The sequence below is a fragment of the Streptomyces sp. NPDC007264 genome, from assembly GCF_042869095.1.
GTDB lineage: Bacteria > Actinomycetota > Actinomycetes > Streptomycetales > Streptomycetaceae > Streptomyces.
Genome location: NZ_JBIAFD010000031.1, coordinates 1 through 25,358 on the forward strand (window position 1 = coordinate 1; position 25,358 = coordinate 25,358).

A 25,358-nucleotide genomic window follows, 5' to 3' on the forward strand; every position below is an offset into this window, starting at 1 on the left:
CCCAGCCTCGGCCGTAGTCGACCGACGTCGCCACGACCTGCCCACTCGTCCCGCACGAAACGAAGAATCGGGCATCAGGTCTCATACCGCCCTCTCATGTGCTACCGCCGACTGACCAGGGGCGGCATTGCTCAGTAGCATCGCCCTTCATGATCGCACTGGTCGCCACCATCGGACTTGCGTTCGTGGGCTATGTCGCTACCTATCTCAACGGCCTTCGACTGTCACAGCGCCAAGAACGTCTGGCACGCCTGAACCGCCAGCTCAGCGACTTCTACGGACCCCTGTTCGCCCTCACAGAGGCCAACACCCGCAGCTTCCAGGCGTTCAAGGAACGCAACGCCCGCCCTGACGGCAGATCACCATTCGTTCACGAGACACCACCCACCGAGGAAGAACTCGCCGAGTGGAGGCTCTGGGTCACGACCGTGTTCCTCCCGAACATCCAGGCCATGCGCGATCTCGTCATCAGGCATGCAGACCTCTTGAAGGAGCCTGAGAAGCCGTATCTCAACCGATCATGGAACGCGCGGGTCGAACAGGTTTCCCGCCGGGGTGATCTTCCCGTTGCGCGCGCATGAAGACAGGGCCTCTCGGTAGCTCGGGGATGCGAATCTGACCGAGCAGCGCCGGGAGGCCCTGGTGTCGTTGTTGTACGCGTCCGAACCCGTTCAGTTCAACTCGGCCGCTCCATCGTGTGATTGCCTCGCGCATGTGTACGGCAACGCGGCCGACCATCCGGACCGGGAACGCCGGTATCCCTCCGACATGACGGACGCGGAATGGGCGGCCGTGCGGCCGTTGCTGCCGGTGCCGGCCTGGCTGAAGGGCCGGGGCGGGCAGCCCGAGGGCTACTGCCACCGCCAGTTGCTGGACGCGATCCGCTACCTGGTCGCGGGCGGTATCTCCTGGCGGGCGATGCCCGCGGACTTCCCCGGCTGGGGCCGGGTCTACGCCTTCTTCCGCCGCTGGCGCGAGCACGGGCTGATCACCGAGTTCCACGACCGGCTGCGCGGACGGGTGCGTGAGCGGGAGGGCCGTGAGGCGGAGCCGACGGCCGGGATCATCGATGCGCAGTCGGTGAAGGCCGCGGCCTCGGTGCCGTCCGTCTCACGCGGCTACGACGGCGGGAAGAAAGTGGGCGGCCGCAAGCGGCACATCGTGACCGACTGCCTCGGCCTGCTCCTGGTCGTCGCGGTGACTGCCGCGAACATCGGTGACCGGAATGCTGCGACGAGCCTGCTGACCCGGCTGCGCGGCCTGCACCGTGACATCTGCCTGGTCTGGGCCGACGGCGGCTACACCGGCGGCCTCGTCGACTGGTGCCGGGACAAACTCGCCCTGACCTTGGAGATCGTCAAGCGCACCGACGACATGACGGGATTCGTGGTGCTGCCCAGGCGCTGGGTGGCAGAGCGCACGTTCGCGTGGCTGATGCATTCGCGCCGACTGGCCCGGGACTACGAGACGTTGCCGGCCAGCAGCGAGGCGATGATCCGGTGGTCGATGGTCACGCGGATGAGCCGTCGCCTGGCACGGCCACGGGCCGCCGACCGGCAGTGAAGGCCCCCGACGCCTCCTGCACGAGCCACCCGCGCTCCGCCAGGCGCCTGGCCTTCGAGCGCACCCCCTCGACCTTCGCCGACGTCGTCTGAAGGCCCAGCCCCACCGCGATCTCCCTGGCCTTGAGCGGTCCCTGGCCCGCCGGCTGCCGCTCATCGAGCACGCCCAGGATCCGCTGGTAGTCCGACGCCAGCACCGTCACCGGCAAGCCTTCGCGCCAAGGCGGCACGATCGAGCCCGGCACCGGCGCGGGCGAGGGCACGTTTTCCTGCTCTGCCTCGGTGACGGCAGTCGTCTCGGCGGCGGACACGGCCAGGGCCTCGACCAGCTCCTCCCGCGCGATCACCCGCCGGTCCAGCTCGATCTCGGCGGCCTCCAACACCGCCACCAACCGGGCGACTTCCTCCCGAAGCCCTTCCACCCGCACACGGGCCGCTGTCTCCCGCTCCTCCAGAATTCCCAGAACCGACGCCATCGCGCACCCCTTGCTCATGGAGCGGAAACAAGACGCCGGATCCCTCCCTCATCCGGAGCTGCACCATGCCTGACCAGCAGAAATCAAGCGATCACGTTCGGTTGAGATACGGCTTCTGAGATGCCGCCGATCTTGCTTCAACTGTGTGCCCATGTCTCGGGCTACGAGATCACAGCGGCCAGATGGACACAGGGCACCTACGACCAACACCTCTCATTGGTGCCGTTCCCCAGCGAGGAACTCGCCAGATATGCACGGCAAGGGTTCGCCACTCTGAAGAGGGAACAAGCTCACCTGTTGGGACAACGGGGCGGCCACTGACCAAATGCATCAACGCCTTAGGAGATCGACGAATCCACTACGGGCACCGAGTACTGCGGCTGCCTACGGCCGCTGCAGACTCTGGCCGCGACTGCGCCCTGTGACAAGTGAGGGACGTCAAGCCCGGTGTCGTCGAACTGCGGCTCGTCGGCTTCGGCGTCTTACGGAAGGTGCGGATGCCCCGCCGGGCCGTGGGCGGACCGCTTCAGGTGCCGGTGGCGCTGCGGGAGGACGCGACCGCGTTCCTGCGCGACTACAGGGCCGTTCCGCATGAACTCGTCCTCGGCGCCACGCTGTCCGGCAAGTCCATGTACCTGCGGAACCTGCTCACGAAGCTGGCCGCCCAGCCGGTGGCCCTGGTGGGAATCGACTGCAAGCGCGGCGTGGAGCTGGCGCCCTTCGCCCCGCGGCTGTCCGCGCTGGCGACCGACCCGGGTGAGGCTGCCGAGCTTCTCCCGGTGCTGGTGAAGGAAATGGAGGACCGATACGACCTGATCAAGGCCCGCCAGGGCATCGCGCCCGGCACCCCGGAAGCGCGCCCCGGCTCGGCGCCGGTGCTGTGCCGTCGGTGAGTGCTGCGAGGCATACCCGTCCCGCCGGGTGATCCAGGCGGCGCGGGACGCCCTCCGGGCCGCGCTGACCCACGCCGTCGCGGCAGAAGAGATCAGCAGGAACGTGGCCTCCTTGGTCAAGGTCCCGAAGCCTCGTCGTCGCCGGATCAAGCCGTGGTCCGTGGTCGAGGCAGGGCGCTTCCTCGCCGATTCCCTGGTCCGGAAAGATCCGCTCTTCGCGGCCTGGGTCCTCGTCCTCTGCCTGGGGCTGCGCCGCGGTGAGGTCCTGGGCCTGACCTGGAAGTCGATCGACTTCGAGACGGGTGAGCTGTACGTGGATCACCAGATCCAGCAGGCGGGCCGACAGATCCTCCACCGGGAGACCAAGACGGAAGAGTCCGACGACTTCCTGCCACTGCCCGAGTTCTGCCTCAGGGCTCTCCGGATGCGCCGCGCTCAGCAGATCGGAGATCTCAAGGCTGCCGATGATCTCTGGCAGGACACCCGCGGCCTGGTCTTCACCACGAAGTACGGGACGCCGATCGAGCCGGGGAACCTGACCCGCATGTTCGCCTTACGGGCTCGCCGGGCCGGGCTCCGGGTGATCCCGCTTCGGAACACCCGGCACACGTGCAGTTCGCTCCTGGTGGCGCTGAAGGTGCACCCGAAGGTGGCACAGCGGATCCTCCGGCACTCGCAGATCGCCATGACGATGGAGGTCTACGCGGAGGCGAGCGAGGAGGAGGTGCGCGCCGCCCTCGGCAAGCTGTCCGCGGCGATGGGCGGCGCCGACTCCGGCTGACACGACCCCCGTTGCTGTGCTTCGCTGCTGTACGACCCCGAAACGCCAGGGGCCCCGGATCTCTCCGGGGCCCCTGGCCTGTGCGCACTCGGCAGGATTCGAACCTGCAACCTTCTGATCCGTAGTGCAATGAAGGGCTTCCTGGCCCTCCATGTGGTCCATGCGGAGGCCGTCGGAGCCCTACACGTCGCCGTCCGGTCGCCCTCTCTCCGCCCGTCCGTGAGACCTGTGTGAGACGGGCGGAGACGGCCAGAGGCCCCCGATCGCCGTAAAGGGTGAGGCGATCGGGGGCCAAGCTCGCCCACACAACCGGACCACGTCGTTGCATGGCCCCTGCCCGAAAGGTCACGAATCGCTCTCTGACTGCCCAGGTACGCTGATCTGTGCGGCCTTGAACTCTTCGGGCCCCTCCAATCTCAGTCCGCAGAGCATGCACTGGAAAATGTCGGTGGCCACGCCCTCCTGGTCGTCCATGGACTCAAGGATCACCAGCGCGTTGTTCGCACAGGCAGGGCAGGCAAGCCATCCCATGAGCGGGCCAGGCTCGCCCGTCTCCTTGTGTATTCCGGCGGGAAACCAGCCTCGACGGCGCGTCTTCAGGGGGGCCTGCGCTTGTTCCAGTACGTCCTGAGGCAGTCCCGCGAAGCGGTCCTCGAAGCGATGCCGCGCCTGACCGATGCGGACCTGTACCTCGCGCTCTGTGCGGTCGCGCTGGTGGTCGACAGCGATCCGAGCCGTGTTGCTCCATCGACCCCAGAACGACTTGAGAGATCCGCCTAGATCCTCCTGGAGTGCTTCGATTGTCTTAGCCAGGGTGGCAAGCAGAGACCTTGCCTCGTCACCGCCCGTCGAATGGGCGACTCCGTTCCGGAGGTCGATTAGAAGGTCCAACTGGCGGTCGACCGGCAGAATGCCTAGCGTCCGGACCCGACTGATCGCCTCGGCAGCGCCGATCGTTCGGACCTTACTCGCCATGCGGTGACCTCCGAGGTGGAAGAGCATCTCAGCACTGCCCCGCATCTCGACGATGTAGATCGGGTTCTTCGAGACCAGGACCGCCTTAGCCAGCCGCTCGATCGCAACGCCAGCGTGGAGAGCGAACTCGTCGTACTCACCGCGCCCGTGATCGTCCATGGCCTTGTAGGCGGCCTTCTTGGCGCCCTCCAAGAAGCTCTCGAATGTGAGCGAAGCGTCCATGACAGGACGTTAGCTACCCGCGCACTGCCAACGCGAATCGATTCTGATCTAGACGGGGGTGATGGTCACGTCCAACATCTCTGGATGTGCCAAGGCCTTCATAAACTCCTGCGGGATCGCGAGTGGGAGGGGCCACTCGATGAGGTCGTCCGGAGGCCACATCTGGCGCAGTGAGGGCAAGGCCTCGTAGGGAGCGAGTTTGTAGCCGTCGGCTACATCAGGCGCCCGGATGATCTGCACCACCATGCATCCGATCTTGAGGGTGCCGATCCAAGCAACACCGCCCGACTCGACAGTCCCGTAGCCCTGGCACAAGGTGTCCACAAGAGGGACTGAGTCGTCTGGTGGATAGTTCATGAAGCCGAGGCGCCCGAGCATCGACTGAGTGGGCTCGCAGACTTCATAGAACCTCGTGAAGTCGCCCGCCGGAATCACTCCTCGCACCTCGGGAGGATGCGTGTGCTGAAACATGAGCACGGTCTTCAGCGACCACGACGCTAGCGCCCGCTGCGCCTCTGCGTCGATGACGCATGGGGTCCCCCGAATCAGGTCAGGCAGGAAACTCCTAACATTCTCCTCCAACTGGTTCATCCAGCCGCTATTGCAGTTGGAACAGACCACCTTGACCTGGTCGTTCAGCGGGGGAGCGTCATGGCGTCGGACCGTATCCACACTGAGCCGGATGTACCGGTGACGCTGAACCGTCGGGTCAAGCGCGACTTTGAGCCAGCGCGGGAGAACGTGCTCCTTCGTAAGGGGCGTACCTCCGCAGAAGACGCAGACTTTGGCCATGTGATGACCATAGAGGCCCCGGTTCAGTGACCAGTGGGAATTTTGACCGGCCGTGGGCGAATCACCGCCGCGAAGGGGAGTCACGCCGCGACAGCACGGACGAGGAGCGTCCCGATGTGCCCAGGGTGAGGCGCATCAAGGACCTCCGCGTCGGCCGTGGCGAATCCGGCCCGGGTGAGCAGACGCTCCCACACCGCCGGACGGTAGCTGTAGCGGTAGGTGAACATCGCCTTGCCGGCGAAGTCGCCCTTGTACATGCCCTGCGGCCCGTACGCGCCGGGGATGGCTGGGGGCTGAGAGAAGACGAAGACGCCACCGAGCTTCAGGCGCTGGCGGACAAGAGGGAAGAGGCGGCTCGGGTCGGTGAACCAGGCGGCTCCGAAGATCGAGTAGACGGCGTCGTACGCGTCCTCGTGCTCGCTCAGGTACCCCAGGACCTCGGAGCACACGAACTCCGCGCCGGTGCTGGCCCACTTCGTGGTGATCTTCTTGACCATGACGGGAGACAGGTCCACGCCCCGAGCCGTGATGCCGTGCTGAGCGAGGTAGGCGAGGGCACGGCCGGTGCCGCAGCCGATCTCCAGGACGGAGCGCGGGTTGCCGAGTAGTTCCGGGCCGGGCCCGTGACCGGCGTACTGGGTCCAGCAGAAGCTCGGCTCCGCGTCGTCCTTGAAGGCGGAAGCGGCGAAGGTGTCCCACAGCTCCGTCTCGGCGGCGATGTCGTGTTGTGCGGGCAAGGCGATTCCTCTTCGCAAGGGCTGGCCCCTGTCCTCCGCGGGTCCGAGGACAGGGGGCCAGCGTAGGACCGTTCAGTGGCTGTCGGGGACCTTGTTGTCGCACGGCGAGCAGTCCGTGCCGTCGATCGCCCACAGCTCCTCGTCGACGTCGAAGCCGATGGACTTCAGGAAGTCCGCCGTGCGCAGGCACAGACCGTCGCGGCGGCGCTCGATGAACGGGGCGTGGTGCTTATAGCGGCCCTCGTTGTACACGTCGCAGAGTGCCCACCACACCGGCGTGTCGAGGATGAGCTGGTGAACGCCGATGTCAACGAGCTTGCCGACGCCCAGGTGGACCTCGGGGTGCTCCATGCAGCCGATGGCGTACATGACGGCGTTGCCGAGGATCCGCTCGGCCATGTCGCGGACCATCGCGTGGTCGCGGAGCAGGAGAGCGACCTCGCGGTCCCACAGACTCATCCCGGAGTCGAAGACGTTGACGGTCAGCTCCGTGATGTGGGGGCTGACGGCGTTCAGGAGATCCTTCGGATCCCGTGTCCGGGTGCTCGTGGGCCGGTCGAGAGTAACGGTCATGAACCTTCCCTATCGTGGACGACGACGAGCTGTTTGTACGCGGGGCCCTCGCCCCGGTCCTGAAACTGCCACTCGGTCCGGGACGCCATGTCAGCGGCTGCCCAGATTCTCGTAGTGGTCACACAGGGCGTTGACGGAGCGGGCGAGACGCTGGGCGTGGGCGATGCCGGCGGGCAGGGTACGGCCGGGTTCGAGGTTGAGGCGCATACGAGCCTCGCCGACGCATGCGAATGCGCAGGCGCGCGGGATGTCGTCCTTGGGAAGCCTTCCGGCTGCAGCCTCGACTTCGGGGATAGCCAGCATGATGTGCCCGCGCAGCTGAAGGGTGAGCGTCTCCAGTTCCTCGACGGAGGGCAGTTCGGCGTCTTCCGCGAGGAGCCGCCGCACGCTGGCGCGCATCACGTAGATGTCGAGGGGGTGTTGGCCCCATTCTTCGCTGGCTGGCGGATGGGCTGTAGCTTGCCTCATGTTGGCGCTCCTCAGCAGCGTCGGCCACGCCCCGGGAGGCTCCGCCGCCTCGCCGGGGTTTCTCGTACCCGCCGACCGTAGGAACCCCCCACCAGCCTGGCTACGAAGTTACATAGAATTACACGCCAGTTGGATATCCCCGGCCATGGCCGACATGCGCTCTTGACCATGTGCTTCATGGGCGCGACGGTGGTGTAAATCGCTGCAACCGACTAGCGCGGGAGGCCAGCCAGCATGAACATTCACTTCGTCGGAATCGACCCCGAGACGGACGAGGACGGATGTCCCACAGTCTGGGTAGACGCGGACACAGAAGACCTGCTGATCCAGAGCTACCAGGCCGACGAGGAGACGACGACCACATGTGACGCGCTGTCTCCCGCCCGGGCGCCGATCCCGCCCGGCGAGACCGTCGTCAGGATCCCGAAGCGAATGATCCCCATCATCAGGAAGGCGTGCGATGAGCTCGATCCCGGAGTTCTCTGAACTCCTCGCCGATGCCAGCGAGTCGGCTGTCCACCTGGAGATGCGGGACGCCTACTACAGCAACCCCCGCTTCGAGACGTGGCAGCTCGGCCAGCGCGTCGACTGGGACGACCGCGCCTCCTGGTGGCGCCCCTTTCACCAGGACATCGCGGACGCCATCGCCCGCGGCGTCCAGGTGCGGCGGGCCCGGATCGTGTCCGAGCCGGTGACCGACTACATCCGCTGGGAGCACTACCAGACCCGCGCCAACGTGGAGGCCGGGGAGCAGGTCCGCTGGCTGCCCCGACACCGGGCCTGGGACCTGCTGCTGCCGGGCAGCGACTTGTGGATCTTCGACGGGCGGCTCATGCGCGTCCACCACTTCTCGGGAGACGGCGGCTGGATTAGCAAGGAACTGTGCGATGACCCCGCCGTGGTGGAGCAGCACGCGGCAGCGTTCGAGAAGATCTGGGATCGGGCCACCCCGCACGACCAGTACGAGGTCAAGTAGCCAGCCATGCCCACGTTCCCCACGTCCAGCGTGCAGGAAGCGCGCGCAGCTCTCGCATCACGTCTGCGGGAGCTGCGCCTGGACGCGGGCATCACCGGCAAGCAAATCGCGCTGCTGTGCAACTGGTCCGTCGCCAAGTCCTCGCGGATCGAGAACGCCGTCACTGCCCCGTCCGACGCGGACATCCGCGCCTGGTGCACGGCCTGCGGTGCCGACGGCCAGGCGGACGACCTCATCGCGGCGAACCGGCAGGCCGACTCTATGTACCTGCAGTGGAAGCGGCTGCAGCGCACCGGCATGAAGCAGCTGGCGGAGACGTCAGCCAAGCTGTACGAGCGTACGCGCCTGTTCCGCGTGTATGCCTCCCATGTGATCCCCGGCTACCTGCAGACGCCCAGCTACGCGACGGCTCTCATGCGCACGATCGCCGGCTTCCGTGGCACGCCCGACGATGTAAGCGAGGCTGTCGAGGTACGCATGCGCCGTGCCCGGGTCATCTACGAAGGCGACCACCGCTTCGCGACGCTGATCGAGGAGAACGTCCTCAACCACCGGGTCGGCGACCAAGAGGTGATGGCCGGTCAGCTCGGCAACCTGCTCGCCGCGATGGCCCTGCCGTCCGTGTCGCTCGGCATCATCCCGGCCGTAGCCGCGCGGGAGGGCAGCATGTGGCCTCTGGAGCAGTTCACGGTGTTCGACGACTCCCGCATCCATGTGGAATTGCTCGCCGCGAAGGTGACTGTCACGGCCCCCGGCGAACTCGACATCTACCTGCGCGCGTTCGCCCGGCTCACGGAGCTGGCCGTGTACGGCGCCAACGCGCGTGCCCTGATCGTGAAGGCCGTCGACGCACTGCGCTGACCCGGACGCAGCAAGCCCCCAGACGGGCGCATCACAGCCATGCTGGGGGCTTTCCACAACACGCGCGTCACCAGAGGCTGGCTATTCGCCGTCTGAGCGACGTGAACGGCTGTGGCCGACCCGGACTGGACGGCCCCCTCCGCGGAGCCGCAACGCACCGGTCTACTTCACGTTGCCCGCGAAGATCGCCGTCTCCGCTTCCATCGACGGCGCCAACTCGATCTGCAAGTACTCCTCGCTCTTCGGCATCTCACACGCCACCCGCGTCGTCGCCGTCCGCCCCGGCCGCAACTGCATCGACGGCAACCCGTCCAACCCCTCGTCGAAGATCTGCTCGGCCTCACGGCTCTCGTCGCCGTAGTAGCACATGACGTATCCGGTGCCGATGTCCACGACGGACTCCGACCCGTTGACAATCTTCACCTTGAAGGAGATGTACGGCGTGCTCTCCGGTGCCGCATACGCTGACGAGACGCCCCGCTTGTAGCCCGACAGGTCCACCTCCACGCCGTCTTCGTAGGTGACCCCGTCCGTCAGCCCCATGACCTCCGGCTCGGTGTCCTCCGGTGTCGGCTCCGGCTCGGCAGCTGCGGTGATCGTGTCGTCGGACGGGGTGCTCGTCTCGGCGGCGGTCGTGGTGTCCGAGCTGTTGTCGTCGCGGGAGTTCGCGACCACTACACCCGTCGCGATGATCGTTGCGATCACCGCGGCCGCCGACCCGATGATGATCACGTTCGTGCGGTTGCGCTTCGTGGCTGGCGGTGGGGGCGGCGGGAAGTCGGGCATCGGCGGCGGCGTGCTTTTGGACATGAGTCCCCCAGGGCGTGCGTGCTGGAGAGGGCATCATGCGCTGCGTGGAGGCAGCGTGTAGGTAGTGTGTCCAGGTTGTGACCATCGGAGCCGTTGTATCCCGGCGTCACGGTCCAGCACTTTCAGCCCGCGCTCCGTACACAGTTGCCACGTGGCAACTGCCGCACTGCCAAGGGGGGACCATGAGCAATCCGTACGTCAACGCACCTATCCGCGCCCGCATGTACGCCTCGACCCAGCACGAGTTGAACTGGGTCGTCGTGGTGGTGCTGGCCGCTGGCCTGCTCGCGCCACCGCTGTTCTTCATCGCGGCCAAGAAGCGCGTCGTCAGCATGCTGGTACCCGCTGTGTATGCGGCCATCATCTACGGCGGCGCCATCCTCGGGTCGCTGCTCGGCAACCCAAAGAACTGGATGGGCGGCGTCCTCGCCATCACGATGATCGTGGCGGCCGTACACGCCGCCATCCTGGATACCGACTGGAAGCCCGGCCGGTAGATCGCACACACAAATGCCCCTGCCCCCGCGCTCGTCGGAGAGGCGGGGCACAGTCGCAGCAGCGCCCTTCGCCAGAGTGCTTCAATAGCCGGGCCGGGCTGGGGAGGGCCGGGCAGAAGGGGTGGGGTACCTGATGCGAAGAGTGGGACTATTGGTGGCGGTCGCCGTGCTGGCTGGCGTGGTCACCGCGTGCGGCAGCGATTCGGACGACGGCAGCAAAGACTCCTCCGTGCCGTACGGGGCACAGACATGCTCGGACTGGGCCGGGCACATGGACGACAGCGAGCACTGGGATGCGGCCAAAGAGTTGCTGACCAACGCCAAGGGCAGCGACGGCACCGAGGGTGACAAGGCCCCCTCGACGAGCATCATCAAGCAGTTCGAGGCCGACCTGGGCACCGCGTGTGACAAGGGCTCCAGCGACGACCTGCTGGCCACTGTCGCCGACGACCTATACGCCTCGAACGCCGCGTACTACAGCCTCTGACGCGACCAGAGCCCAGACGGGCCGTCACTCCCGTCTGTGCCTGCTGGCTCCCAGCCTGTCGTGTCGGTTGCTGTCGCCACGTCGCCATCTCGCGCACGCCACGTCTCGGGGCAGGTGGAGGCGCGCCCCGCAGCGGCCCTTGAGCACCCCCGTGATGGGGGTACCGTAATGCCTTCACAATTCCGCATACCCTCACATATTGGTAAGGGTAGTTGATTTCACCTGCCCCTCACCTGTCCCGCCTTCTGCCCCTTTACTCCACCAGTAGGGCTGAGTGACATTTTCTCAATCGGCACCTCGCAAAACGAGAAAATGTCACCGAGAGGGACGATTGGACATTTACGGCACCTTGCTCATAGTGTCCCGGCATGCTCAAAGAGTCCGACTGCCCTGGGCAATGCGCTTCCCTCAAGACCGCATGGGATCGGGATCACCCTCATCTCCCCACCGAATTCAAGGATGGTGGCTACGCCCACGCCGAGCTGCGAGATGGAGCTTCGTCCTACTGCGCCAACTACCCAGGATACGTCTGCATAACGTGCGGTAAGGAGCCTTCCGGTGAATTCATGGGAACCTGCCGCTCGTGCGCCCTGCGGGCGGAGTGGGACCGCTGGGGGTACCCCCATCATCCCCGCTGGCTTGGCAAGACTTCCCCTGAAGACCTGGTGGAGTACAAAATCATCGCAACCTGGCCCCATCCCCACGAACGGCTGACCCGAATCGTGGGAGAAATTGCGAGTACCACAGGACAGCACAGCAAAATCATCGAAAAAATCATCAACGAGGAACTCGGCGTTGGAAACGTTCGAAAGGAACACCAAAGACTGATCCGAAAAGCAGTGGTCTTGGCCCTGTCCTGGTATTACGTGCTACTCCAGACAGATAGTGAGCTGCCCTCGTAACGTCGTCCTGACAGATCGGGCAAGGCGACGTTCGTAGAACCGCGCCCGGCTACACCAGCAATGAGCGCGCCGAGCCTACTGAGCCGGCAAACCGTCTCAGGGTCGTAGAGGTTGCCCAGGCGCAGCAGCTCGCCCACGGTTCCAGTGCGAGCCGAACGACATGGGTCGCCCCTCTTCATGGCGGTCTCCAGGAGGGCGGCCTGCGCCCATTCTCGCGGACGTGGCCGCCGCGTTGGGTGGATCAGTCCAGGTACGACGAGCCGGGGCGGGCGTCACGAGCGGCCTGGTCCATCCACTCGCCTTGCTGAGCGGACGGTGGTGCGGCGGCGCCCAGTGTCATGGGAGCAGCCGCCGGGTCGAGATGGGGTCAGTAGGTCCAGCGCCAGCGGCTGCCGCTGAGGCCGCAGGTGATGGGCGTGCCGGACGCGTCGGTCGTGGAGGCGCCGTGGTCGCTATTGCGGCAGAACTGACCGGCGCTGTAGCAGTTGCCGGCGTTGGAGCGTATGGAGCAGGTCCCCGAAGCGCTGCTGCCACCGCCGCTGGAGCTGCTGGACGAGCCGGATCCGGTGTTGCTGCTCGTGGCGCGGGCGGTCTTGGTGACGGTGACGGTCGGCGCGGGCTTCGGCTTGGCGGTCTTGGTGACCGTGGCCTTCGGTTCCGGCGTGGCCGTGACGGTCTGGGTCACGTGGACGGTCGGGGCGGGCTTCGCGGCGGCGGCCTTAACGGCGTCGTCATGGGCGCCGCTGCTGCCGATCCCCGAGCCGATCACGAGGAGGAGGAAGCCTCCGGCCCACACCCGCTTGCGCTTGTACAGAGGACGGGTGTCGGCAGGTCTCGGCGCGGCCGGGGCGGTGTTGTACGGGTTGGACATGATCCCCCCTGGGATACAGGTGTTTATGGTGGGTGGAGTGCAGGCGCCTACGACGCCACGCCTGCGCTACGGAGTTCGCCCCAGGTGCACAGGTGGTCGCCTGCCACGAGGTGACCGAGGTGGTGCGGAGCCGGGTCCCCTGCGTCCCAGCAATACCAGTACGCCTGAGTGTCGGAGTCCCGGTGCTCCGTGTCGCGCAGTGCGAACTTGGCGCCCGCAACGAGGTCGTCATCGAAGCACGAGGAGTGCTTTGTGATCGTGGTGTAGTACGTGCGGTAGGCCTCATCCTGATGGTCGAAGCGCGCCTGCAAATTGGCGAGGGCGTCCTGGAACTGCTCTGTGGTGCTCCCGAACGGGAGGTCGGTGGGCGGTGCGGCCAGCAGCTTGTTGAGAGCAGCCTTCTGCTGACGGGCGTCGGCTCGTGCCGGAGCGCAGGCCTTCTCGTGACGCTGGTACTGGACGACGCCGACCGCGATGCCGCCTCCGGTGGCCGCCAAGATCACACCAGTCAGTGCTATCCGGCCCCAAGTCTTCATGTGCCCCCCTTATGGGACGTAGTGGCGAGTCGTACGGCCGCCGGGGATGACAGGGCCCGGCGGCCGTACGCTGATCAGCAGGACTCGTACTTCTTGACCGCGTACATGGTCACGGTGATCTCCAGGCCGTGACTGCCGGGGGCAGGCTCCTGGGAGCAGACCTTCCAGTCGTGGTCGAGGATCTGGAAGCGGCCCTGGCCGGAGGCGTCCTTGTCGCGCAGGTTGTAGAACCCGGCAGCCTGCGCGGCGTTCTGGGCGTCCTGCAGGTCCATGCCGACGAAGTTGGGCAGGGTGCCGGTCGGGACGGCGGCAGCCGCCGACTTCGAAGCCTCGTCGATCTGCTTCTGCAGGTCGTCCTGGCCCTTCTTGTTGTCCTTCTGCAGCTGCTTGAAGGCGTCATCGGCCGAGGTGGGTGACGGGGTGGCGGTGACCGTCTGCGTCGGCTGCGCGGCCGGGCTGGACCCGCTGCTGGCGGTGCCCGGTTCGCATGCGGTGAGCAGCACCGTGGAGGCGAGCACGGCGGCCGGGAACAGGTACCGGTTCAGCTTGGTGACCTTCATGGGATGAATCCCCCCTTGGGATACAAATGTTGCTGCTGCGCACCGTAGCGGCGGTGCGCATGGTGTCCGCCCCGGATCGTGAATCCCGAGGCCCCGTGGTGCAGGCGGGAGCGAACCGAGGGCTTCAGCTCAGCCGATCGAGCGAGGAGGACGACTCACCGCTCCTCGCGCCGACAGGACCCACGCGACGGACTAGGCGAGGGCAAGCTGGGACGGCAGGGCTGTCTCAGCCTGCAGCGAGCAGCTCGGGGAGCATCCTGGGGTCGTAGAGGTTGCCGCCGTTGGCATCCTTGCCGACGGACGCGATGCGCCCTCGGTCCTTCCAAGTGTTCACCGTCGAGGAACTGATTCCGAAGCGCCGAGCAACCTCGCGGGTCGTGAGGAAGCGCGTCTGCTCACGGTTACTCAAGTCCTGGTCGGCCTGCTCGCCGAGCTGCTCAAGGGGCTGCTCAGCAGCGGGAAGCACGAGCGGGAGCAGGCAGGCACCCGCGGGCGCCGAGCCAGGCCATGCCGGTGCCGCCGGTGCGACGAACAGGGCAACTCTCTCGTGATGCTCGACGGCTTGGGCGACCGGCGTGGCCGCGAGGTGCAGCAGGTGCCCGAAGACGAGGGGCGGGACAGCCGACACGGCGAGCACGAGCCACAGCGGGACGAGGGGCCGGGTAGGCAGATGGCCGGTGACGATGGCGTGGGACAAGCCTTGGGCGGTCATGGCGGCGACCAGGGCGAGCCAGGCTCCGATGACGGCGGACTTCTTCCCGGGTGCTCGCTTCGGTCGCTTACTCGCGACGGCCGCGGCGATGCCCGCGTAGGCGGCGAGGACGCTCGGCATGCCCCAGGCGAGGGTCTCGTTCCATCCGGCGAGGCGAGCCAGGTGGTGCTCACCTGGAGCGCACATGATCAGGACGATTACGGCGACCATGGGGCGCCCGGCGTCGGTCAGCACGGTGACCCACCACGGGGTGCGTTGAGCAACGTGAAGCGGGACAGACAAGCGGTACGAGCCACGCTGCCTGTGGATCAGGCTCTGAGGCTCGACGGCCGCCGTGACATGGGCAGCCGTGTAGCGCTTGTTGAGGGGCTCCCTGTGATTTGAAGCCATGTCGTGCTCCCGTCGGGTGAGGTGCATAGGTCAGGTGTGGGGGACAGTGGCCACGGTCAGAAGCCTGTCTTCAGGCAGCCATCGCCGCCCTGAGCTGCGCGCTCCGTGCTTCGCTGCGGGCCCGGGGCAGGGGGACGACGGTGGCGGGCTCCTGCCCCTCCTGGGTGGCCACCTGAGCCTCGGGGGCAGCCGTGTAGATCTCGCCCGTAGCGATGTCAACAAGCTCGGCGTGCGCCGGCTCCGGCTTCCTGGCACCTCGCTCGATGGCGTTGCGGACGGCCGTAGTGCGGTCGAAGCGCTTCTCGTCGGCCTTGAACTGGACCCGCTCAACGATGGACAGCCAGTGGGCCTTCTCCAGCTCGTGCCGGAACCGGCGCTGCTCCTTCATGCCGACAGCCCCGGCCTCCTTGGCCGCGTCACCCAGACGCTTGTCCGTACGGGTCCACAGGCCATCAGCCTCGGCGGCCAAGCCCAGGCCCCGAAGATTCTTCAAGTGCCTCCACGCGGTGGTGCGGTGGACGCCTGTTGACTCGGCGAGTTGGCGGACCGTCATGCGTTGGTCCTTCAGCGAGGCGTACAGGAGCGCACAGTGCTTGCCCAGGAGCAGGAAGATGTCCTCGCCGCTGGTGTGCATCGCTTGGTGCAGGGGCCTGTTGCGGGAGGAGACACAGTCCTCACGCCCGGTAGAGGGGCTACGCCCCTGTGTCTCACTGTGCAACACGGCCTGGGCAGCAGGGGGTACGGTCAGCCGGTACTCGTTGGCGTGGGAGACCAGCTCTCTGCGCTGGGTCTCGACCAGCCATCCGGCCTCGGCCAGCCGCTTGACCGCACGTGCGGCGGTGGCCCTGGAGACACCAACCTTCTCAGCGATGGTGCGAACCGGCAGGTACACCCGCACACGTCGCCTCCGGGTGGCCTCTTGGTGGTAGAACTCCAAGACCAGAGAGTCGACGACGGCCGTACGCCCTTGCAGCGGCCGGGCCCTGAAGGTCGCTCGGATCTCGCCAACCTCCTGTAGAGCAGCCTGCGGGTCGGAGATGGCCGGGTTAACGCGGACGCGTGCCACGGCCTTGGCCCAGGTCTTGTCCAGGCGGGAGAGAGTGTCGGAGTGGGAGCGCCGACGGTGGGCCTGGTCGCCGGATCGGTAGTAGAACCAGTGGGCGAGACGATTCCGCTCGGGATCGGACATCTCGTAACGGAAGTCGGCCTCGTCCCAACCCGCGTTGACCATCGCCATGGTCACCGCCATGACGGCCTCGTTGCGGGAAGCGTAGCCGTGCTCGCCGGTGACCAGCGCGTCCTGGTACTCAGCCTTCAGCGGTCGCTTGGGACGCACAGGCCGCTCCGGTATCGTGGACAGCGTCATTGTGGTTTCGATCTCCCTTGGAGACTCGGACCTTCGAGCGGCCGCCCGGGGCGAACGGGCGGCTTCTCGCGTTTCAGGGGCGTGATGGTCGCCCTCGTTCTCCCCGTCGTCGGCCGAGCCGGAGGGTCGTGCCTGGCCTGCCGACGGCGGTCTCGTAGTCGGCCAGTGCCAGGAACAGCGGCAGTGGCTTCTCGTGGCGTCGGGGAACGCGTTAGGCGCTGAGCAGCTCGCTCGCAGCCGTCGTAGCCACGTCGCCTCCGAGGACCTGCACAAGCGACGCCGTGATGACGACCACCCGCTTGTCGAAGGACAGCGTTCGCACGGGCGCCTCCCCCCGGGCGATGAGGTCGTAGAGCTTGCTCTTGCCGCAGCCGAGCGCCTGGGCAGCCCGCTGCACCGAGACGGTCGCGGGCCAGGAGCGGACCTCGGCAAGCGTCGGCTGGGCGGTCACTCGCCTGCCTCCAGCAGCAACGCTCCGACAGCTACGTTGAGGCCGTTGGCAATCCGTTGGAGGGTCGCGGGACGGGGCTGGCGCTTGCCGCGCTCGATGAGGCTCAGGGCGTCGATCCCCATGCCCACCTTGGCGGACAGGTCCCGGAGAGTCATGCCGTCCTCGATCCGCTTGCGGCGGATCGCAAGTCCGTTCGTCTTCACATCATCAACGTAATCACCAACTGAGCGCCAACGCAAAGAAATCAAGAGACGGATTTTGCCGTCAAGTTAGTGCTACATTAGCGCTCAGCTGGTGGCCGCCACGGAGCGCACGGCGAGATTTGATAAGGAGGTGCCAACACCACCGCCAACGCCACCGACAAAGGGAGACCACCGCATGCCCTGGACCAAGGACCCTGAAGCCTGGGCGCGCCTCGGAGCAGCGATCCGTGCGGAACGCGAGCGGCAAGGGCTGCTGCAGGAGGAACTCGCGGACAGGGCTGGGGTCTCCGTCGGTACCGTGCGCAACGCCGAGTCGGGCCGCGTACCCAAGGGCCTGCGCTGGCCGCAGAGCCTGACACAGATTGAAAAAGCTCTGGGGTGGAGCGTGGGCAGCATGGAGGCTGTCCTCGCGGACAAGGAGCCGAGCCGGCTCGACCTCGGTGTCCAAGAGCCCGAACCAGCAACCGCGACGACTCCAATCCCCACTGGGCAGGTCAAGCTCCGCACCATCGGCTGGCTCCGCGAGCACGGACGCGAGGTGTTGGAGGAAGCCCTGCCCCCGGTGAACCAGTTCGGCCACCTGTGCGCCCTCCTGGACGCGCCACAGCACGCCGTGGATGCCTACGAACGGGCGGTCGGCGAGCTGGTTGGCGCCGTCCGCGAGGCCCAAGGGTGGCAAGGCTGGGCGCCGTTCGGAGAACAACAGGAAGAAGGCTGATGGCAGACCCCATCAAGAAGATCACGCTCGGCGACGGAACGGTCCGCTACCGCTTCGTCATCGACGTCGGCAAGGACCCGCAGACGGGCAAGCGCAAGCAGCTCACCGTCACCAAGGACACCAAGAAGGAGGCGGAGGCCGAGTACGCCCGGATCAAGCACCAGCGATCCCAGGGCACGTATGTCGCCCCCTCGAAGATGACCGTCGAGGAGCTCGTCGACGCCTGGCTGGTGGAGGCGACCAAGGACGTCGAAGCCGCCACCAAGCGCTCCTACGAAGACGCCATGCGCTACGTGCGCACCCGCCTGGGCAAGAAGCCCGTGCAGGAGCTGACCGAGGACGACGTCGACGCCCTGATCACCTGGATGCTCACCGAGGCCCGGCGCATCGGAGGCAAGCCCGGCACCGGCCTGAGCGTCCGGACCGCAGACCTGACTCTGGGGCGCCTGCGCGCCGTGCTCGAACTCGGCATCCGCCGCCAGATCCTCACCAGGGACGTCGCCCAGTACGTGAAGGTCCCTCGCGCCGCCCGCAAGGAGGCCCTCAGGAAGAAGAAGGAGAGGAAGCCCTGGAATGAGGATGAGGTCAAGACCTTCCTCATGCACTGCGCCAACACCCGGCTGTACGCAGTGATGCTCCTGTCCCTGATCGGCTTGCGCCCCGCCGAGGTCGTCGGCCTGCGCTGGATGGACGTCGACCTGGAGCAGGGCACCATCCGTGTCGAGATCACCCGCACCCTGGTTGCCGGCAAGGTCGTAGAGAAGGACACCAAGTCGGTCGCGGGCGACCGCTGGCTTCCGCTGCCCCTGGTCGTCCTGCAGGCGCTGAAGGCCTTCCACACTCGGCAGCTTCGCGAGCGTCTCAAGGCGGGCGAGGCGTACGAGGCGTCCGGCCGCGTCGTGGTCGACGATCTCGGCAAGGACTGGAAGACGGACAAGCTGCGGCGCGAGGCGTACAAGCTCATGGCCTCCGCTGGGGTTCGCAAGACCCGGCTGTACGACGCTCGCCACGCCTGCCTGTCGTGGATGGCGAACAACGGCGTGCCGGACACGGTCGTCTCGGCGTGGGCCGGGCACAGCGACCTGTCCTTCACGAAGCGCAACTACGTCCACCCCGACCCGCAGTCGCTCATGGCGGGCTCCGAGAAGCTGATGGAACTGCTCGGCTGAGCTGTAACTGATCAATTACGGACGGTGACACGTGAGATTCCGTGAGACGCCAACGCAAAAGCCCTGACCTCCACTTGGGAGAATCAGGGCTTTGACCTGGTGTTTCTTTGTGCACTCGGCAGGATTCGAACCTGCAACCTTCTGATCCGTAGTCAGATGCTCTATCCGTTAAGCTACGAGTGCTTGTCTTGTTTTTCTCCCCGCTCCCGGCCCTTCCGGCCCGCTCGCGGCGACAGGAAGAACATTACATGACAGCCGCCGCCATGTGAAATCCGTTTGCCCCGCCCCTTGTGACCTGCGAAAACGTCGTACGGAGGGTGAGGCCGCCGGGACGTGGCGGGCGTGAACGCCGAAGCCCCGGCCGTACGGACCGGGGCTTCGATGATCATGCGCGGAGGCGGAGGGATTTGAACCCTCGATGGGCTTTAAGACCCAAACCGCATTAGCAGTGTGCTGGGGTTCGTCCGAGCATGATCCGCTTCACCCGACGACGACCCGTCTGCGCAGGTCAGGGCGGATGCTCGTCCGGTCTGGCCGGTCGGCGTCCGATGGCGTATCGCGCTCTTGGTGCCATCCGTGTGCCAACACCGTGCCACCAACTCACGTGCACGCAGAGGCCGGTGACCTAGGGGTTCTTCCGCGGCCGGCCACCCCTGCGGGCACGACGTTGGGCGAGCTCGCGCTCAGCCTCCAACAGGTCCGCCTGGTCCTCCTCGGTGCCGTGCTCGCGCACCTGCGCGCGCATGTGGTCCAGGAGGTCATTCGTCCGGTCGGTGCCGAGCTGCTCGCACACGCGCCCGTATGCGCGCCAGAGCGGGTCAGGCACCCGGATCGGGTGCGGGGTGGTGTGCCGCTTCGGTGCGGTGCCCTGCTGCTCGGCCATCTGTCGCCCTCTCCCTCGCCCGTGTAGCGACACGGATTCTGCCACTTCCGCCGTCGCTTGTGTATCTACACGGTTTTCGCGGTACTGTGTAGATACACAGTTTGTGGCTCCGGAAACGGAGCGGCCCCGACCTGGAGCTCTCACCTTCCGGTCGGGGCCTGACGGAACACCTGACACGACAGGAGAACCGCTGTGCTGAACCTTCTCACGGCCCCTCGCGCCGCTCGTACCGTGCGCAGCCTGCTCGGCACCTTCGCCGACGCGGTCCGCTCGGTCGTCGCCCCGGCCGCGCTGGTCCAGGCGCAGGAGCCGACCGCCGCGCCGGACCCGGCCGACGTCTACGCCCCGGAGGAGATGCCGGAGACCGGCGTCATCGAGGCCGCCGCCGCGGAGTACGACCGTGCCGCCGAGCAGGCCCGCCGCGCCGACCGGGGCAAGCGCGCGGCCCGCAAGGTCCTGGACCGGCTCCCCGCCGGCCTCTACGGCGCGTGGATCGTCGAGCGCGTCACCTCTTCCCGGCAGACCGCCGACCTCGACGCCATCCGGGAGATCTTCAAGGCGAACGGCCTCGGGCCCGTGCCCATGAAGCCCTGCGCCCCCTCGCTCAAGGTCCGCCGCGCCGAGACCGTCCCGGCCGGCGACACCACCGCGACCCTGGCGGTGGCGGCATGACGTCGACCGCCCCGGCCGTCGACCGCCAGGCCGAGGACGCTCCGCGCCGCCTGATCGCGGCGGGCATCATCGCCCGCCGCCCTCAGGGCCGCACGCTGCGCCTCGCCGTCACGGCGGCCGGGGTCACCGGCAGCCTCCGCCGGGCGAGTGCCCGGTGAGCGCCGTCGACGAGCCGCTGTACGGCGCAGCCGCCCGCACCGTCCGTGACCAGCTCCGGGCCGCGCGCGTGGCCCGGCTGCACCGGCTGTGCGGCGAGGACTACGCCAACGGCGCGGCCAACCGTCGCGACGGCCAGGACGACGCCGAGCTGCGCGCCCGCGCGGCCGAGGCCGCCGCCAGCCGCTGACTGCCCGCCCAGGTCCCGGGGCCGGCGGATGCCGCCCGCCCTGGGGCCCATGGCCGATCCCTCACACTTCTCCGGCCTCTCTCCGAACCAAGGAGTAGCACCACCATGCACGACCCGATTCCCGAGCCCGCGCCGCGCTGTCCGGCCGCTCACCCCGACGACCCCATGCCCTGTAGCGGTCCGGCCGTCGTGACCATCCTCGACGCTACCAACGCGGGCGCAGAGGGCTGCGAGGCCCACGGCGTCCGACTCCTCGCCTCCCTGCACGGAGGCCGCGTCTACGCCCTTCCCGACGCCCCGGACGGCGCCGCTATCCGCGTCTTCCAGGCCGCCGACACCACCCGCCCGTTCGCCTGGTGCGAGGACGCTCCGCGTACCCGCCCGGACCAGCTCAGCCACGCCGAGAACCGCGCGAAGGGGGACCCCCGATGAAGACCCGTACCGTCCGCCGCACTCGACAGGTGCCCGTCACCCTCGGCGGCCGTACCCGCATGGGCACGCAGACCTACGAGGAAGCCGTGCCCGTCGCGCCCCGGGACTGGGACTACGTCATCCTCACGGGCGCAACCGTCGCCGCTGCGGTGCTCCTGGCCATCTGCGTCGTGTGGACCACCGCGTCCGTGGGCGGGCTGCTCGCCCACGCGGTCCCCGCGTGGGTCGCCTACCTCGTGTCCGGCGGATTCGACCTGGTATGGATCATCTGCCTCGGCCTCGAATGGGTCGCCCGCTACGACGACGACCGCGCCGCGTCCGTGAAGAAGGCCGGCCGGATGTTCCTCGCCATCGCCATGGCAGCCGTCGGTGTGCACGGATGGATGGCCGGGAACCCGGCCGTCGGCATCGTCGGCGCCCTCGTCGCACTGCTCGCCAAGGGCGCCTGGACCCAGGTGATGAACCACCACAAGGTGCCGCTGTCCGAACCGGTCCGTGACGTCCTGGCGCAGGAGCGCGCGGAGCTCGGCTTGGAACTGGTCCTCGCCGCGCACCAGCGGCAGGTGCTCCGCACGCGCGGCCAGCTCGCCGCCTACCGCGCCGCCCTCGCCGTCCAGGAAGAGCCGACCGTGGAGGTGTCCCAGGTGCCCCGCCCGGGTCCGGGCGAGCGCGCGGAGGGCACCATCCGGGCCGCCGTGCTCGCCGCTCAGGCCGCGCTGCCCGACGCTGATGCGGCGGCGATCGCCGCCCAGCTCGCACACGCCGGAATCACCGTGGACGAGGACACCGTCCGGGCCCTGATCGGGGAGCCCGCGACCGGAGAGGCGGACGATGCGCATCATGATGCGCCGCAGGTCAGCGGGGTACCGGTCCCGTCAAAAGCGGCGGCGATCGTCGAGGCCGCATCACGGCTCGGACGTGATGCGGCGGCGGCCGACGTGGCAGCCCTCGTGCGGCGGAGGCACGGCCTGAACGTGCCGGAGAACTACGTACGCACCGTGCTGTCCCGCGAGGCGAAGAAGGCCCCACCTGTCACGGGCCGGGACCAGGGGAACGGAGGCTACGCGTGATGCGCTGGCTCATCCTCGGCGCCCTACTGGGCGTGCTGATCGCGTTCCCGCCGCTGCTCGCCGCCGTCGTGGGCCTCGGGACAGCGGCCCTCTCACAGCCGGTCGTCGTCGCATTCGGCCTCGGCCTCACCGCCCCCCGGTGGATGCCCAAGCTCACCCGAGGGTGGACGTCGTGAAGGAGACGTTCGAGGACCGCATGTTCATGGGCGGCGAGGCCGTCTACGCCCGCATCGAGGCCGGCGAGGACTTCGACGTCACCGCGGCCCTGGAGGACGCCCGGCTTCAGGCGTCCGCGCCCGACGAGCCTCACCAGTAACCACGCCCCGGGGACGGCCTCCAGCCGCCAAGCACGGGCCGTCCCCGGGCTCCCGACTCCAGCAAGAGACAGGAAGCCCCCAGCATGACCGACATCGCTCACCGCCCCCTAATCGACGCTGGGGAGATCCCGGTGCCGCTCGTCAAGGACGGCGCTGAGGTCCCGGCCGTCGAGGATGCACAGGAGCCGCCGCGCCCTGTGGACAACCCCGACCTGCCCGCGCCGGGCGTCGTCGACTACCGGCGGCGGCCGATCATCGCGCCGTGGCTGACCAACCGCCGTGACCTCCTGGCCACCGTCGAGCGGGCCTCCGGGCGGGTGCTCTACGCGTCGCTCTACCACGGGCTCCGGGCGCCCTGGTACGGGATCCAGCTCACCGCCATGGCGCCACGCGGAGCCTGCCGGTTCGTCACCACCACGAACCGGTGGATGTGGGACCGCGAGGCCGCCCCGCTGCGGGACTGGGCCGTACGGCACGAGGACGTCGAGGAGTACATGCGCCTGGCCCGGCTGCGCGCTGGCCGCGTCCGGCTCCGCGGCCTGGTCGTCCTCGTCGCCGCGGTGTTCGGCGTCGGCTTCGCGCTGTGGCTGTACGTCATGGCGCCCGCGTTCCTGTACGCGTTCGCGTGCGGCGGCGTGCTCACCCTCGGCTGGCTCGGCCAGCAGCAGGATGCCCCGGTCATCGGCCCGGCCGTGCTGAAGACCGAGGTACAGAAGCTCACCAGCACGATCGTCCTGCGCGGCCTGGACTCCATCGGCAACGCGAAGATCTCCGCCGCCATCAAGAAGGGCGGCGACATGGACGGCCTGCGCTTCACCGCCGAGATCGCCCGCTCCGGGCCTGGCTATGAGGCGTACCTGGACCTGCCGTACGGCGTCGTCCCGGAGGACGTCATGGAGCGGCGCGAGGCCCTCGCCTCCGGCCTGCGCCGCAAGCTGGGCTGCGTGTGGCCGTCCGGCGACCCCAACGAGCACCAGGGCCGCCTGATCCTCTACGTCGGCGACCGGCCGATGAACGAGACGAAGAAACCGGCGTGGCCGCTGCTGCACGACGGGACGGTGGACCTGTTCAAGCCGGTCGTGTTCGGCAACGACGAGCGGATGCGGAACATCACCGTGACCTTGATGTTCGCCTCCGTGGTCATCGGCTCCATCCCCCGGATGGGCAAGACGTTCTTGCTCCGGTTGCTGCTGCTCATCGCTGCCCTGGACCCGCGCACCGCGCTGTACGCGTTCGACCTGAAGGGCACCGGCGACCTCGGCGCCCTGGAGCCCGTGTGCCACCGGTACCGGGCCGGGGAGGAGGACGAGGACGTCGAGTACATCCTTCACGCCCTGCGGGAGCTGAAGGAGGAGCTGCGCCGCCGGGCGAAAGTGATCAAGTCCCTGCCACGGTCCATCTGCCCCGAGTCGAAGGTCACGCCCGCGCTGGCCAGTGACAGGCGGTACGGGCTGCACCCCATCGTGGTCGGCGCCGACGAGTGCCAGGTGTTGTTCGAGCACGAGACGTACGGGGCCGAGATCGAAGCCATCTGCACGGACATCACCAAGCGCGGCCCGGCCCTGGGCATCATCGGCATGTTCGCCACCCAGCGGCCCGACGCGAAGTCCCTGCCCCCGGGCATCAGCGCGAACGCGGTGCTCCGGTTCTGCCTGAAGGTGATGAACCACCAGGCGAACGACATGGTGTTGGGCACCGGCGCGTACAAGGCCGGCATCCGCGCCACCATGTTCAGCCGCTCCGACCTCGGTATCTGCTGGATGAGCGGCGAGGGCGACGACCCGCGCATCGTCGCCTCCGCGTTCGTCGACGCTCCCCGGGCCGAGCTGGTCGTCGCACGCGCCCGCCAGCTGCGCGAGGAGTACGGCAACATCACCGGCCACGCCATCGGCGAGGGCCCCGAGGCGCGCACCGGCATGGACGTCCTCGGCGATGTCCTCGCAGTCATCCCGGCCGCCGAGGAGCGGGTGTGGTGCGAGCGGATCGCGGCCCGCCTCGGCGAGCGCTGGCCCGACGTCTACGGCGAATGGGGCGGCGCCCAGGTCACCAGCGCACTCAAGCCGTGGGGCGTCGAGACGGGACAGGTGTGGGGCACGGACGACGACGGCGAGGGCCGCAACCGGCGCGGCATCACGCGCGCCGATGTGGTCGCCGCCATCACCCGCCGGGACACCGACAGGGCCGCCGCCCGCCCCTAGAACGGCCGCTAGACCTAGCGCCCGCCCCTGCTAGGTCTAGCACCCCCGCTAGCAGCAAAACCGGCCCCTGACCAGGCATCTAGCGTCTAGCAGGGCCCGGCCCCGGGGGCGGGAAACCGCCCGGAAACGAGGAGATGAGATCCCGTGCTGACCGCTATGGCCGCCGTCCTCGTCGGCCTGCTCGGCTACGTCGTGATGTGCGCGGCCCGGCCGTTCGCCCGGTGCCGGAAGTGCGCCGGCACCGGCGAGACCGAGCGCTTCGGCAAGGCCCGGACGTGCCCGCGCTGCCGCGGGAAGAAGTACCGGCTGCGGGTCGGCCGGCGCCTCCACAACGCATGGCGGCGGACCTACGACGACGGCACCCGCTGAGCCCGCACGACAACGGCCCCCGAGAAGGCGTGTGCTCGCCGCTCGGGGGCCGTCTGCTGTCCGCCCCACCCCTGGGGGCTTAA

Annotated in this window: 33 protein-coding genes, 1 tRNA gene and 4 pseudogenes; 22 read left to right on the forward strand and 16 right to left on the reverse strand. The window is 67.9% G+C overall.

The window, feature by feature from the left end; all coding sequences use genetic code 11:
• Positions 1-149: 149 nt before the first annotated feature.
• Positions 150-506: pseudogene (locus ACFYMU_RS32515) on the forward strand (hypothetical protein); the annotation flags it as partial.
• 262 nt (positions 507-768) lie between these two features.
• Positions 769-1,563: an IS5 family transposase gene (locus ACFYMU_RS32520; protein ID WP_388381178.1), complete on the forward strand. Its 795-nt coding sequence runs from the start codon at positions 769-771 to the stop codon at positions 1,561-1,563.
• On the opposite strand, the gene ACFYMU_RS32525 is transcribed toward ACFYMU_RS32520, so the two are convergent.
• A complete protein-coding gene (locus ACFYMU_RS32525) occupies positions 1,511-2,038 on the reverse strand; it encodes a hypothetical protein (protein WP_388381180.1) in 528 nt (175 codons plus the stop codon). The two genes, ACFYMU_RS32520 and ACFYMU_RS32525, sit on opposite strands and share 53 nt — an antisense overlap.
• A gap of 114 nt (positions 2,039-2,152) precedes the next feature.
• Here ACFYMU_RS32525 and ACFYMU_RS32530 point away from each other — a divergent pair.
• From ACFYMU_RS32530 to ACFYMU_RS32540, 3 pseudogenes are all read left to right on the forward strand, one after another.
• Positions 2,153-2,359, forward strand: a pseudogene (locus tag ACFYMU_RS32530) (hypothetical protein); the annotation flags it as partial.
• A 107-nt stretch (positions 2,360-2,466) separates the two neighbouring features.
• Positions 2,467-2,892 (forward strand): annotated as a pseudogene (locus ACFYMU_RS32535) (FtsK/SpoIIIE domain-containing protein); the annotation flags it as partial.
• Positions 2,891-3,712: pseudogene (locus ACFYMU_RS32540) on the forward strand (site-specific integrase); the annotation flags it as partial. The pseudogenes ACFYMU_RS32535 and ACFYMU_RS32540, both read left to right, overlap by 2 nt.
• A gap of 345 nt (positions 3,713-4,057) precedes the next feature.
• Here the strand turns inward: ACFYMU_RS32540 and ACFYMU_RS32545 are convergent.
• From ACFYMU_RS32545 to ACFYMU_RS32565, 5 genes are all read right to left on the reverse strand, one after another.
• Positions 4,058-4,909 (reverse strand): hypothetical protein, encoded by an 852-nt coding sequence (locus ACFYMU_RS32545; protein ID WP_388381183.1) that lies wholly within the window; start codon positions 4,907-4,909, stop codon positions 4,058-4,060.
• Between the two features lie 48 nt (positions 4,910-4,957).
• Positions 4,958-5,701 carry a hypothetical protein gene (locus ACFYMU_RS32550; protein WP_388381185.1) on the reverse strand — a complete coding sequence of 248 codons (744 nt, stop codon included), beginning with the start codon at positions 5,699-5,701 and terminating at the stop codon, positions 4,958-4,960.
• A gap of 80 nt (positions 5,702-5,781) precedes the next feature.
• Positions 5,782-6,438: a class I SAM-dependent methyltransferase gene (locus ACFYMU_RS32555; RefSeq protein ID WP_388381188.1), complete on the reverse strand. Its 657-nt coding sequence runs from the start codon at positions 6,436-6,438 to the stop codon at positions 5,782-5,784.
• Positions 6,439-6,510: 72 nt separating this feature from the next.
• Positions 6,511-7,011: a hypothetical protein gene (locus tag ACFYMU_RS32560; protein ID WP_388381191.1), complete on the reverse strand. Its 501-nt coding sequence runs from the start codon at positions 7,009-7,011 to the stop codon at positions 6,511-6,513.
• A 90-nt stretch (positions 7,012-7,101) separates the two neighbouring features.
• The gene (locus ACFYMU_RS32565; RefSeq protein WP_388381193.1) at positions 7,102-7,479 is read right to left on the reverse strand and encodes a DUF6415 family natural product biosynthesis protein; all 378 of its coding nucleotides are present in this window, start codon (positions 7,477-7,479) and stop codon (positions 7,102-7,104) included.
• A 234-nt stretch (positions 7,480-7,713) separates the two neighbouring features.
• Here ACFYMU_RS32565 and ACFYMU_RS32570 point away from each other — a divergent pair, with 234 nt between their 5' ends.
• Genes ACFYMU_RS32570 through ACFYMU_RS32580 form a run of 3 tightly spaced genes read left to right on the forward strand, consistent with a single transcriptional unit; the run spans position 7,714 to position 9,316 of the window.
• Complete coding sequence (locus ACFYMU_RS32570) at positions 7,714-7,965, forward strand: hypothetical protein (RefSeq protein WP_388381195.1); 252 nt, start codon at positions 7,714-7,716, stop codon at positions 7,963-7,965.
• Complete coding sequence (locus ACFYMU_RS32575; RefSeq protein WP_388381197.1) at positions 7,940-8,455, forward strand: DUF6879 family protein; 516 nt, start codon at positions 7,940-7,942, stop codon at positions 8,453-8,455. The genes ACFYMU_RS32570 and ACFYMU_RS32575 overlap by 26 nt, the downstream gene beginning before the upstream one ends.
• Positions 8,456-8,461: 6 nt before the next feature.
• Entirely contained in the window at positions 8,462-9,316 is an 855-nt protein-coding gene (locus ACFYMU_RS32580) for a helix-turn-helix domain-containing protein (RefSeq protein ID WP_388381200.1), read from the forward strand.
• 162 nt (positions 9,317-9,478) lie between these two features.
• Here ACFYMU_RS32580 and ACFYMU_RS32585 read toward each other — a convergent pair whose 3' ends face one another.
• Complete coding sequence (locus ACFYMU_RS32585; protein ID WP_388381202.1) at positions 9,479-10,126, reverse strand: hypothetical protein; 648 nt, start codon at positions 10,124-10,126, stop codon at positions 9,479-9,481.
• A 182-nt stretch (positions 10,127-10,308) separates the two neighbouring features.
• On the opposite strand from ACFYMU_RS32585, the gene ACFYMU_RS32590 reads away from it, so the two are divergent.
• The 3 genes from ACFYMU_RS32590 to ACFYMU_RS32600 all read left to right on the forward strand — a co-directional run bounded on the left by ACFYMU_RS32590 (position 10,309) and on the right by ACFYMU_RS32600 (position 12,012).
• Complete coding sequence (locus tag ACFYMU_RS32590; RefSeq protein WP_388381204.1) at positions 10,309-10,623, forward strand: hypothetical protein; 315 nt, start codon at positions 10,309-10,311, stop codon at positions 10,621-10,623.
• Between the two features lie 133 nt (positions 10,624-10,756).
• Positions 10,757-11,110, forward strand: coding sequence for a hypothetical protein (locus tag ACFYMU_RS32595; protein WP_388381205.1), 354 nt, complete (start codon positions 10,757-10,759; stop codon positions 11,108-11,110).
• Between the two features lie 368 nt (positions 11,111-11,478).
• The gene (locus ACFYMU_RS32600; protein ID WP_388381207.1) at positions 11,479-12,012 is read left to right on the forward strand and encodes a hypothetical protein; all 534 of its coding nucleotides are present in this window, start codon (positions 11,479-11,481) and stop codon (positions 12,010-12,012) included.
• A gap of 367 nt (positions 12,013-12,379) precedes the next feature.
• Here the strand turns inward: ACFYMU_RS32600 and ACFYMU_RS32605 are convergent, their stop codons facing one another.
• The 7 genes from ACFYMU_RS32605 to ACFYMU_RS32635 form a co-directional block, all read right to left on the reverse strand.
• Positions 12,380-12,883: a hypothetical protein gene (locus ACFYMU_RS32605; protein ID WP_388381209.1), complete on the reverse strand. Its 504-nt coding sequence runs from the start codon at positions 12,881-12,883 to the stop codon at positions 12,380-12,382.
• A 47-nt stretch (positions 12,884-12,930) separates the two neighbouring features.
• Positions 12,931-13,386, reverse strand: coding sequence for a hypothetical protein (locus tag ACFYMU_RS32610; protein WP_388381211.1), 456 nt, complete (start codon positions 13,384-13,386; stop codon positions 12,931-12,933).
• 107 nt (positions 13,387-13,493) lie between these two features.
• Positions 13,494-13,979: a PASTA domain-containing protein gene (locus ACFYMU_RS32615; protein ID WP_388381213.1), complete on the reverse strand. Its 486-nt coding sequence runs from the start codon at positions 13,977-13,979 to the stop codon at positions 13,494-13,496.
• Positions 13,980-14,205: 226 nt separating this feature from the next.
• A complete protein-coding gene (locus ACFYMU_RS32620; RefSeq protein WP_388381215.1) occupies positions 14,206-14,925 on the reverse strand; it encodes a helix-turn-helix domain-containing protein in 720 nt (239 codons plus the stop codon).
• A gap of 226 nt (positions 14,926-15,151) precedes the next feature.
• Positions 15,152-16,447 carry an HTH domain-containing protein gene (locus tag ACFYMU_RS32625; RefSeq protein ID WP_388381217.1) on the reverse strand — a complete coding sequence of 432 codons (1,296 nt, stop codon included), beginning with the start codon at positions 16,445-16,447 and terminating at the stop codon, positions 15,152-15,154.
• Between the two features lie 211 nt (positions 16,448-16,658).
• Entirely contained in the window at positions 16,659-16,898 is a 240-nt protein-coding gene (locus ACFYMU_RS32630) for a DNA-binding protein (protein WP_388381219.1), read from the reverse strand.
• Positions 16,895-17,101, reverse strand: a complete 207-nt coding sequence (locus ACFYMU_RS32635) for a helix-turn-helix domain-containing protein (protein ID WP_388381220.1) — start codon at positions 17,099-17,101, stop codon at positions 16,895-16,897. The genes ACFYMU_RS32630 and ACFYMU_RS32635 overlap by 4 nt, the downstream gene beginning before the upstream one ends.
• A 175-nt stretch (positions 17,102-17,276) precedes the next feature.
• Between ACFYMU_RS32635 and ACFYMU_RS32640 the strand changes: the two genes are divergently transcribed.
• Positions 17,277-17,819 carry a multiprotein-bridging factor 1 family protein gene (locus ACFYMU_RS32640; RefSeq protein ID WP_388381222.1) on the forward strand — a complete coding sequence of 181 codons (543 nt, stop codon included), beginning with the start codon at positions 17,277-17,279 and terminating at the stop codon, positions 17,817-17,819.
• Positions 17,819-18,988, forward strand: coding sequence for a tyrosine-type recombinase/integrase (locus tag ACFYMU_RS32645; protein WP_388381223.1), 1,170 nt, complete (start codon positions 17,819-17,821; stop codon positions 18,986-18,988). Before ACFYMU_RS32640 ends, ACFYMU_RS32645 begins: the two co-directional genes overlap by 1 nt.
• A gap of 110 nt (positions 18,989-19,098) precedes the next feature.
• Here the strand turns inward: ACFYMU_RS32645 and ACFYMU_RS32650 are convergent.
• Positions 19,099-19,171: transfer RNA gene (locus ACFYMU_RS32650), tRNA-Arg, on the reverse strand.
• A 442-nt stretch (positions 19,172-19,613) separates the two neighbouring features.
• The gene (locus ACFYMU_RS32655; protein WP_388381225.1) at positions 19,614-19,871 is read right to left on the reverse strand and encodes a hypothetical protein; all 258 of its coding nucleotides are present in this window, start codon (positions 19,869-19,871) and stop codon (positions 19,614-19,616) included.
• Positions 19,872-20,063: 192 nt separating this feature from the next.
• On the opposite strand from ACFYMU_RS32655, the gene ACFYMU_RS32660 reads away from it, so the two are divergent.
• The 9 genes from ACFYMU_RS32660 to ACFYMU_RS32700 all read left to right on the forward strand — a co-directional run bounded on the left by ACFYMU_RS32660 (position 20,064) and on the right by ACFYMU_RS32700 (position 25,275).
• On the forward strand, positions 20,064-20,543 hold the full coding sequence (locus tag ACFYMU_RS32660; RefSeq protein ID WP_388381226.1) for a hypothetical protein: 480 nt from the start codon (positions 20,064-20,066) through the stop codon (positions 20,541-20,543).
• Positions 20,540-20,701, forward strand: a complete 162-nt coding sequence (locus tag ACFYMU_RS32665; RefSeq protein ID WP_388381228.1) for a hypothetical protein — start codon at positions 20,540-20,542, stop codon at positions 20,699-20,701. The genes ACFYMU_RS32660 and ACFYMU_RS32665 overlap by 4 nt, the downstream gene beginning before the upstream one ends.
• Positions 20,698-20,889, forward strand: a complete 192-nt coding sequence (locus ACFYMU_RS32670; RefSeq protein ID WP_388381230.1) for a hypothetical protein — start codon at positions 20,698-20,700, stop codon at positions 20,887-20,889. The genes ACFYMU_RS32665 and ACFYMU_RS32670 overlap by 4 nt, the downstream gene beginning before the upstream one ends.
• A 105-nt stretch (positions 20,890-20,994) precedes the next feature.
• A complete protein-coding gene (locus tag ACFYMU_RS32675) occupies positions 20,995-21,321 on the forward strand; it encodes a hypothetical protein (protein ID WP_388381231.1) in 327 nt (108 codons plus the stop codon).
• Positions 21,318-22,391, forward strand: coding sequence for a protein transporter Sec31 (locus ACFYMU_RS32680; protein WP_388381233.1), 1,074 nt, complete (start codon positions 21,318-21,320; stop codon positions 22,389-22,391). Before ACFYMU_RS32675 ends, ACFYMU_RS32680 begins: the two co-directional genes overlap by 4 nt.
• Entirely contained in the window at positions 22,391-22,567 is a 177-nt protein-coding gene (locus tag ACFYMU_RS32685) for a hypothetical protein (RefSeq protein ID WP_388381235.1), read from the forward strand. The genes ACFYMU_RS32680 and ACFYMU_RS32685 overlap by 1 nt, the downstream gene beginning before the upstream one ends.
• A complete protein-coding gene (locus tag ACFYMU_RS32690) occupies positions 22,564-22,707 on the forward strand; it encodes a hypothetical protein (protein ID WP_388381236.1) in 144 nt (47 codons plus the stop codon). Before ACFYMU_RS32685 ends, ACFYMU_RS32690 begins: the two co-directional genes overlap by 4 nt.
• Positions 22,708-22,791: 84 nt before the next feature.
• Complete coding sequence (locus tag ACFYMU_RS32695; RefSeq protein ID WP_388381238.1) at positions 22,792-24,906, forward strand: cell division protein FtsK; 2,115 nt, start codon at positions 22,792-22,794, stop codon at positions 24,904-24,906.
• 144 nt (positions 24,907-25,050) lie between these two features.
• Complete coding sequence (locus ACFYMU_RS32700) at positions 25,051-25,275, forward strand: hypothetical protein (RefSeq protein ID WP_388381239.1); 225 nt, start codon at positions 25,051-25,053, stop codon at positions 25,273-25,275.
• Positions 25,276-25,358: the final 83 nt, after the last annotated feature.

Excerpts from the sequence above, each read along its gene's own strand:
- ACFYMU_RS32520 (WP_388381178.1), top strand. The coding sequence starts at position 769 with ATGACGGACGCGGAATGGGCGGCCGTGCGGCCGTTGCTGCCGGTGCCG.
- ACFYMU_RS32525 (WP_388381180.1), bottom strand. The coding sequence starts at position 2,038 with ATGGCGTCGGTTCTGGGAATTCTGGAGGAGCGGGAGACAGCGGCCCGT.
- ACFYMU_RS32545 (WP_388381183.1), bottom strand. The coding sequence starts at position 4,909 with ATGGACGCTTCGCTCACATTCGAGAGCTTCTTGGAGGGCGCCAAGAAG.
- ACFYMU_RS32550 (WP_388381185.1), bottom strand. The coding sequence starts at position 5,701 with ATGGCCAAAGTCTGCGTCTTCTGCGGAGGTACGCCCCTTACGAAGGAG.
- ACFYMU_RS32560 (WP_388381191.1), bottom strand. The coding sequence starts at position 7,011 with ATGACCGTTACTCTCGACCGGCCCACGAGCACCCGGACACGGGATCCG.
- ACFYMU_RS32565 (WP_388381193.1), bottom strand. The coding sequence starts at position 7,479 with ATGAGGCAAGCTACAGCCCATCCGCCAGCCAGCGAAGAATGGGGCCAA.
- ACFYMU_RS32570 (WP_388381195.1), top strand. The coding sequence starts at position 7,714 with ATGAACATTCACTTCGTCGGAATCGACCCCGAGACGGACGAGGACGGA.
- ACFYMU_RS32575 (WP_388381197.1), top strand. The coding sequence starts at position 7,940 with ATGAGCTCGATCCCGGAGTTCTCTGAACTCCTCGCCGATGCCAGCGAG.
- ACFYMU_RS32580 (WP_388381200.1), top strand. The coding sequence starts at position 8,462 with ATGCCCACGTTCCCCACGTCCAGCGTGCAGGAAGCGCGCGCAGCTCTC.
- ACFYMU_RS32585 (WP_388381202.1), bottom strand. The coding sequence starts at position 10,126 with ATGTCCAAAAGCACGCCGCCGCCGATGCCCGACTTCCCGCCGCCCCCA.
- ACFYMU_RS32590 (WP_388381204.1), top strand. The coding sequence starts at position 10,309 with ATGAGCAATCCGTACGTCAACGCACCTATCCGCGCCCGCATGTACGCC.
- ACFYMU_RS32595 (WP_388381205.1), top strand. The coding sequence starts at position 10,757 with ATGCGAAGAGTGGGACTATTGGTGGCGGTCGCCGTGCTGGCTGGCGTG.
- ACFYMU_RS32600 (WP_388381207.1), top strand. The coding sequence starts at position 11,479 with ATGCTCAAAGAGTCCGACTGCCCTGGGCAATGCGCTTCCCTCAAGACC.
- ACFYMU_RS32605 (WP_388381209.1), bottom strand. The coding sequence starts at position 12,883 with ATGTCCAACCCGTACAACACCGCCCCGGCCGCGCCGAGACCTGCCGAC.
- ACFYMU_RS32615 (WP_388381213.1), bottom strand. The coding sequence starts at position 13,979 with ATGAAGGTCACCAAGCTGAACCGGTACCTGTTCCCGGCCGCCGTGCTC.
- ACFYMU_RS32625 (WP_388381217.1), bottom strand. The coding sequence starts at position 16,447 with ATGACGCTGTCCACGATACCGGAGCGGCCTGTGCGTCCCAAGCGACCG.
- ACFYMU_RS32640 (WP_388381222.1), top strand. The coding sequence starts at position 17,277 with ATGCCCTGGACCAAGGACCCTGAAGCCTGGGCGCGCCTCGGAGCAGCG.
- ACFYMU_RS32645 (WP_388381223.1), top strand. The coding sequence starts at position 17,819 with ATGGCAGACCCCATCAAGAAGATCACGCTCGGCGACGGAACGGTCCGC.
- ACFYMU_RS32655 (WP_388381225.1), bottom strand. The coding sequence starts at position 19,871 with ATGGCCGAGCAGCAGGGCACCGCACCGAAGCGGCACACCACCCCGCAC.
- ACFYMU_RS32665 (WP_388381228.1), top strand. The coding sequence starts at position 20,540 with ATGACGTCGACCGCCCCGGCCGTCGACCGCCAGGCCGAGGACGCTCCG.
- ACFYMU_RS32675 (WP_388381231.1), top strand. The coding sequence starts at position 20,995 with ATGCACGACCCGATTCCCGAGCCCGCGCCGCGCTGTCCGGCCGCTCAC.
- ACFYMU_RS32680 (WP_388381233.1), top strand. The coding sequence starts at position 21,318 with ATGAAGACCCGTACCGTCCGCCGCACTCGACAGGTGCCCGTCACCCTC.
- ACFYMU_RS32685 (WP_388381235.1), top strand. The coding sequence starts at position 22,391 with ATGCGCTGGCTCATCCTCGGCGCCCTACTGGGCGTGCTGATCGCGTTC.
- ACFYMU_RS32695 (WP_388381238.1), top strand. The coding sequence starts at position 22,792 with ATGACCGACATCGCTCACCGCCCCCTAATCGACGCTGGGGAGATCCCG.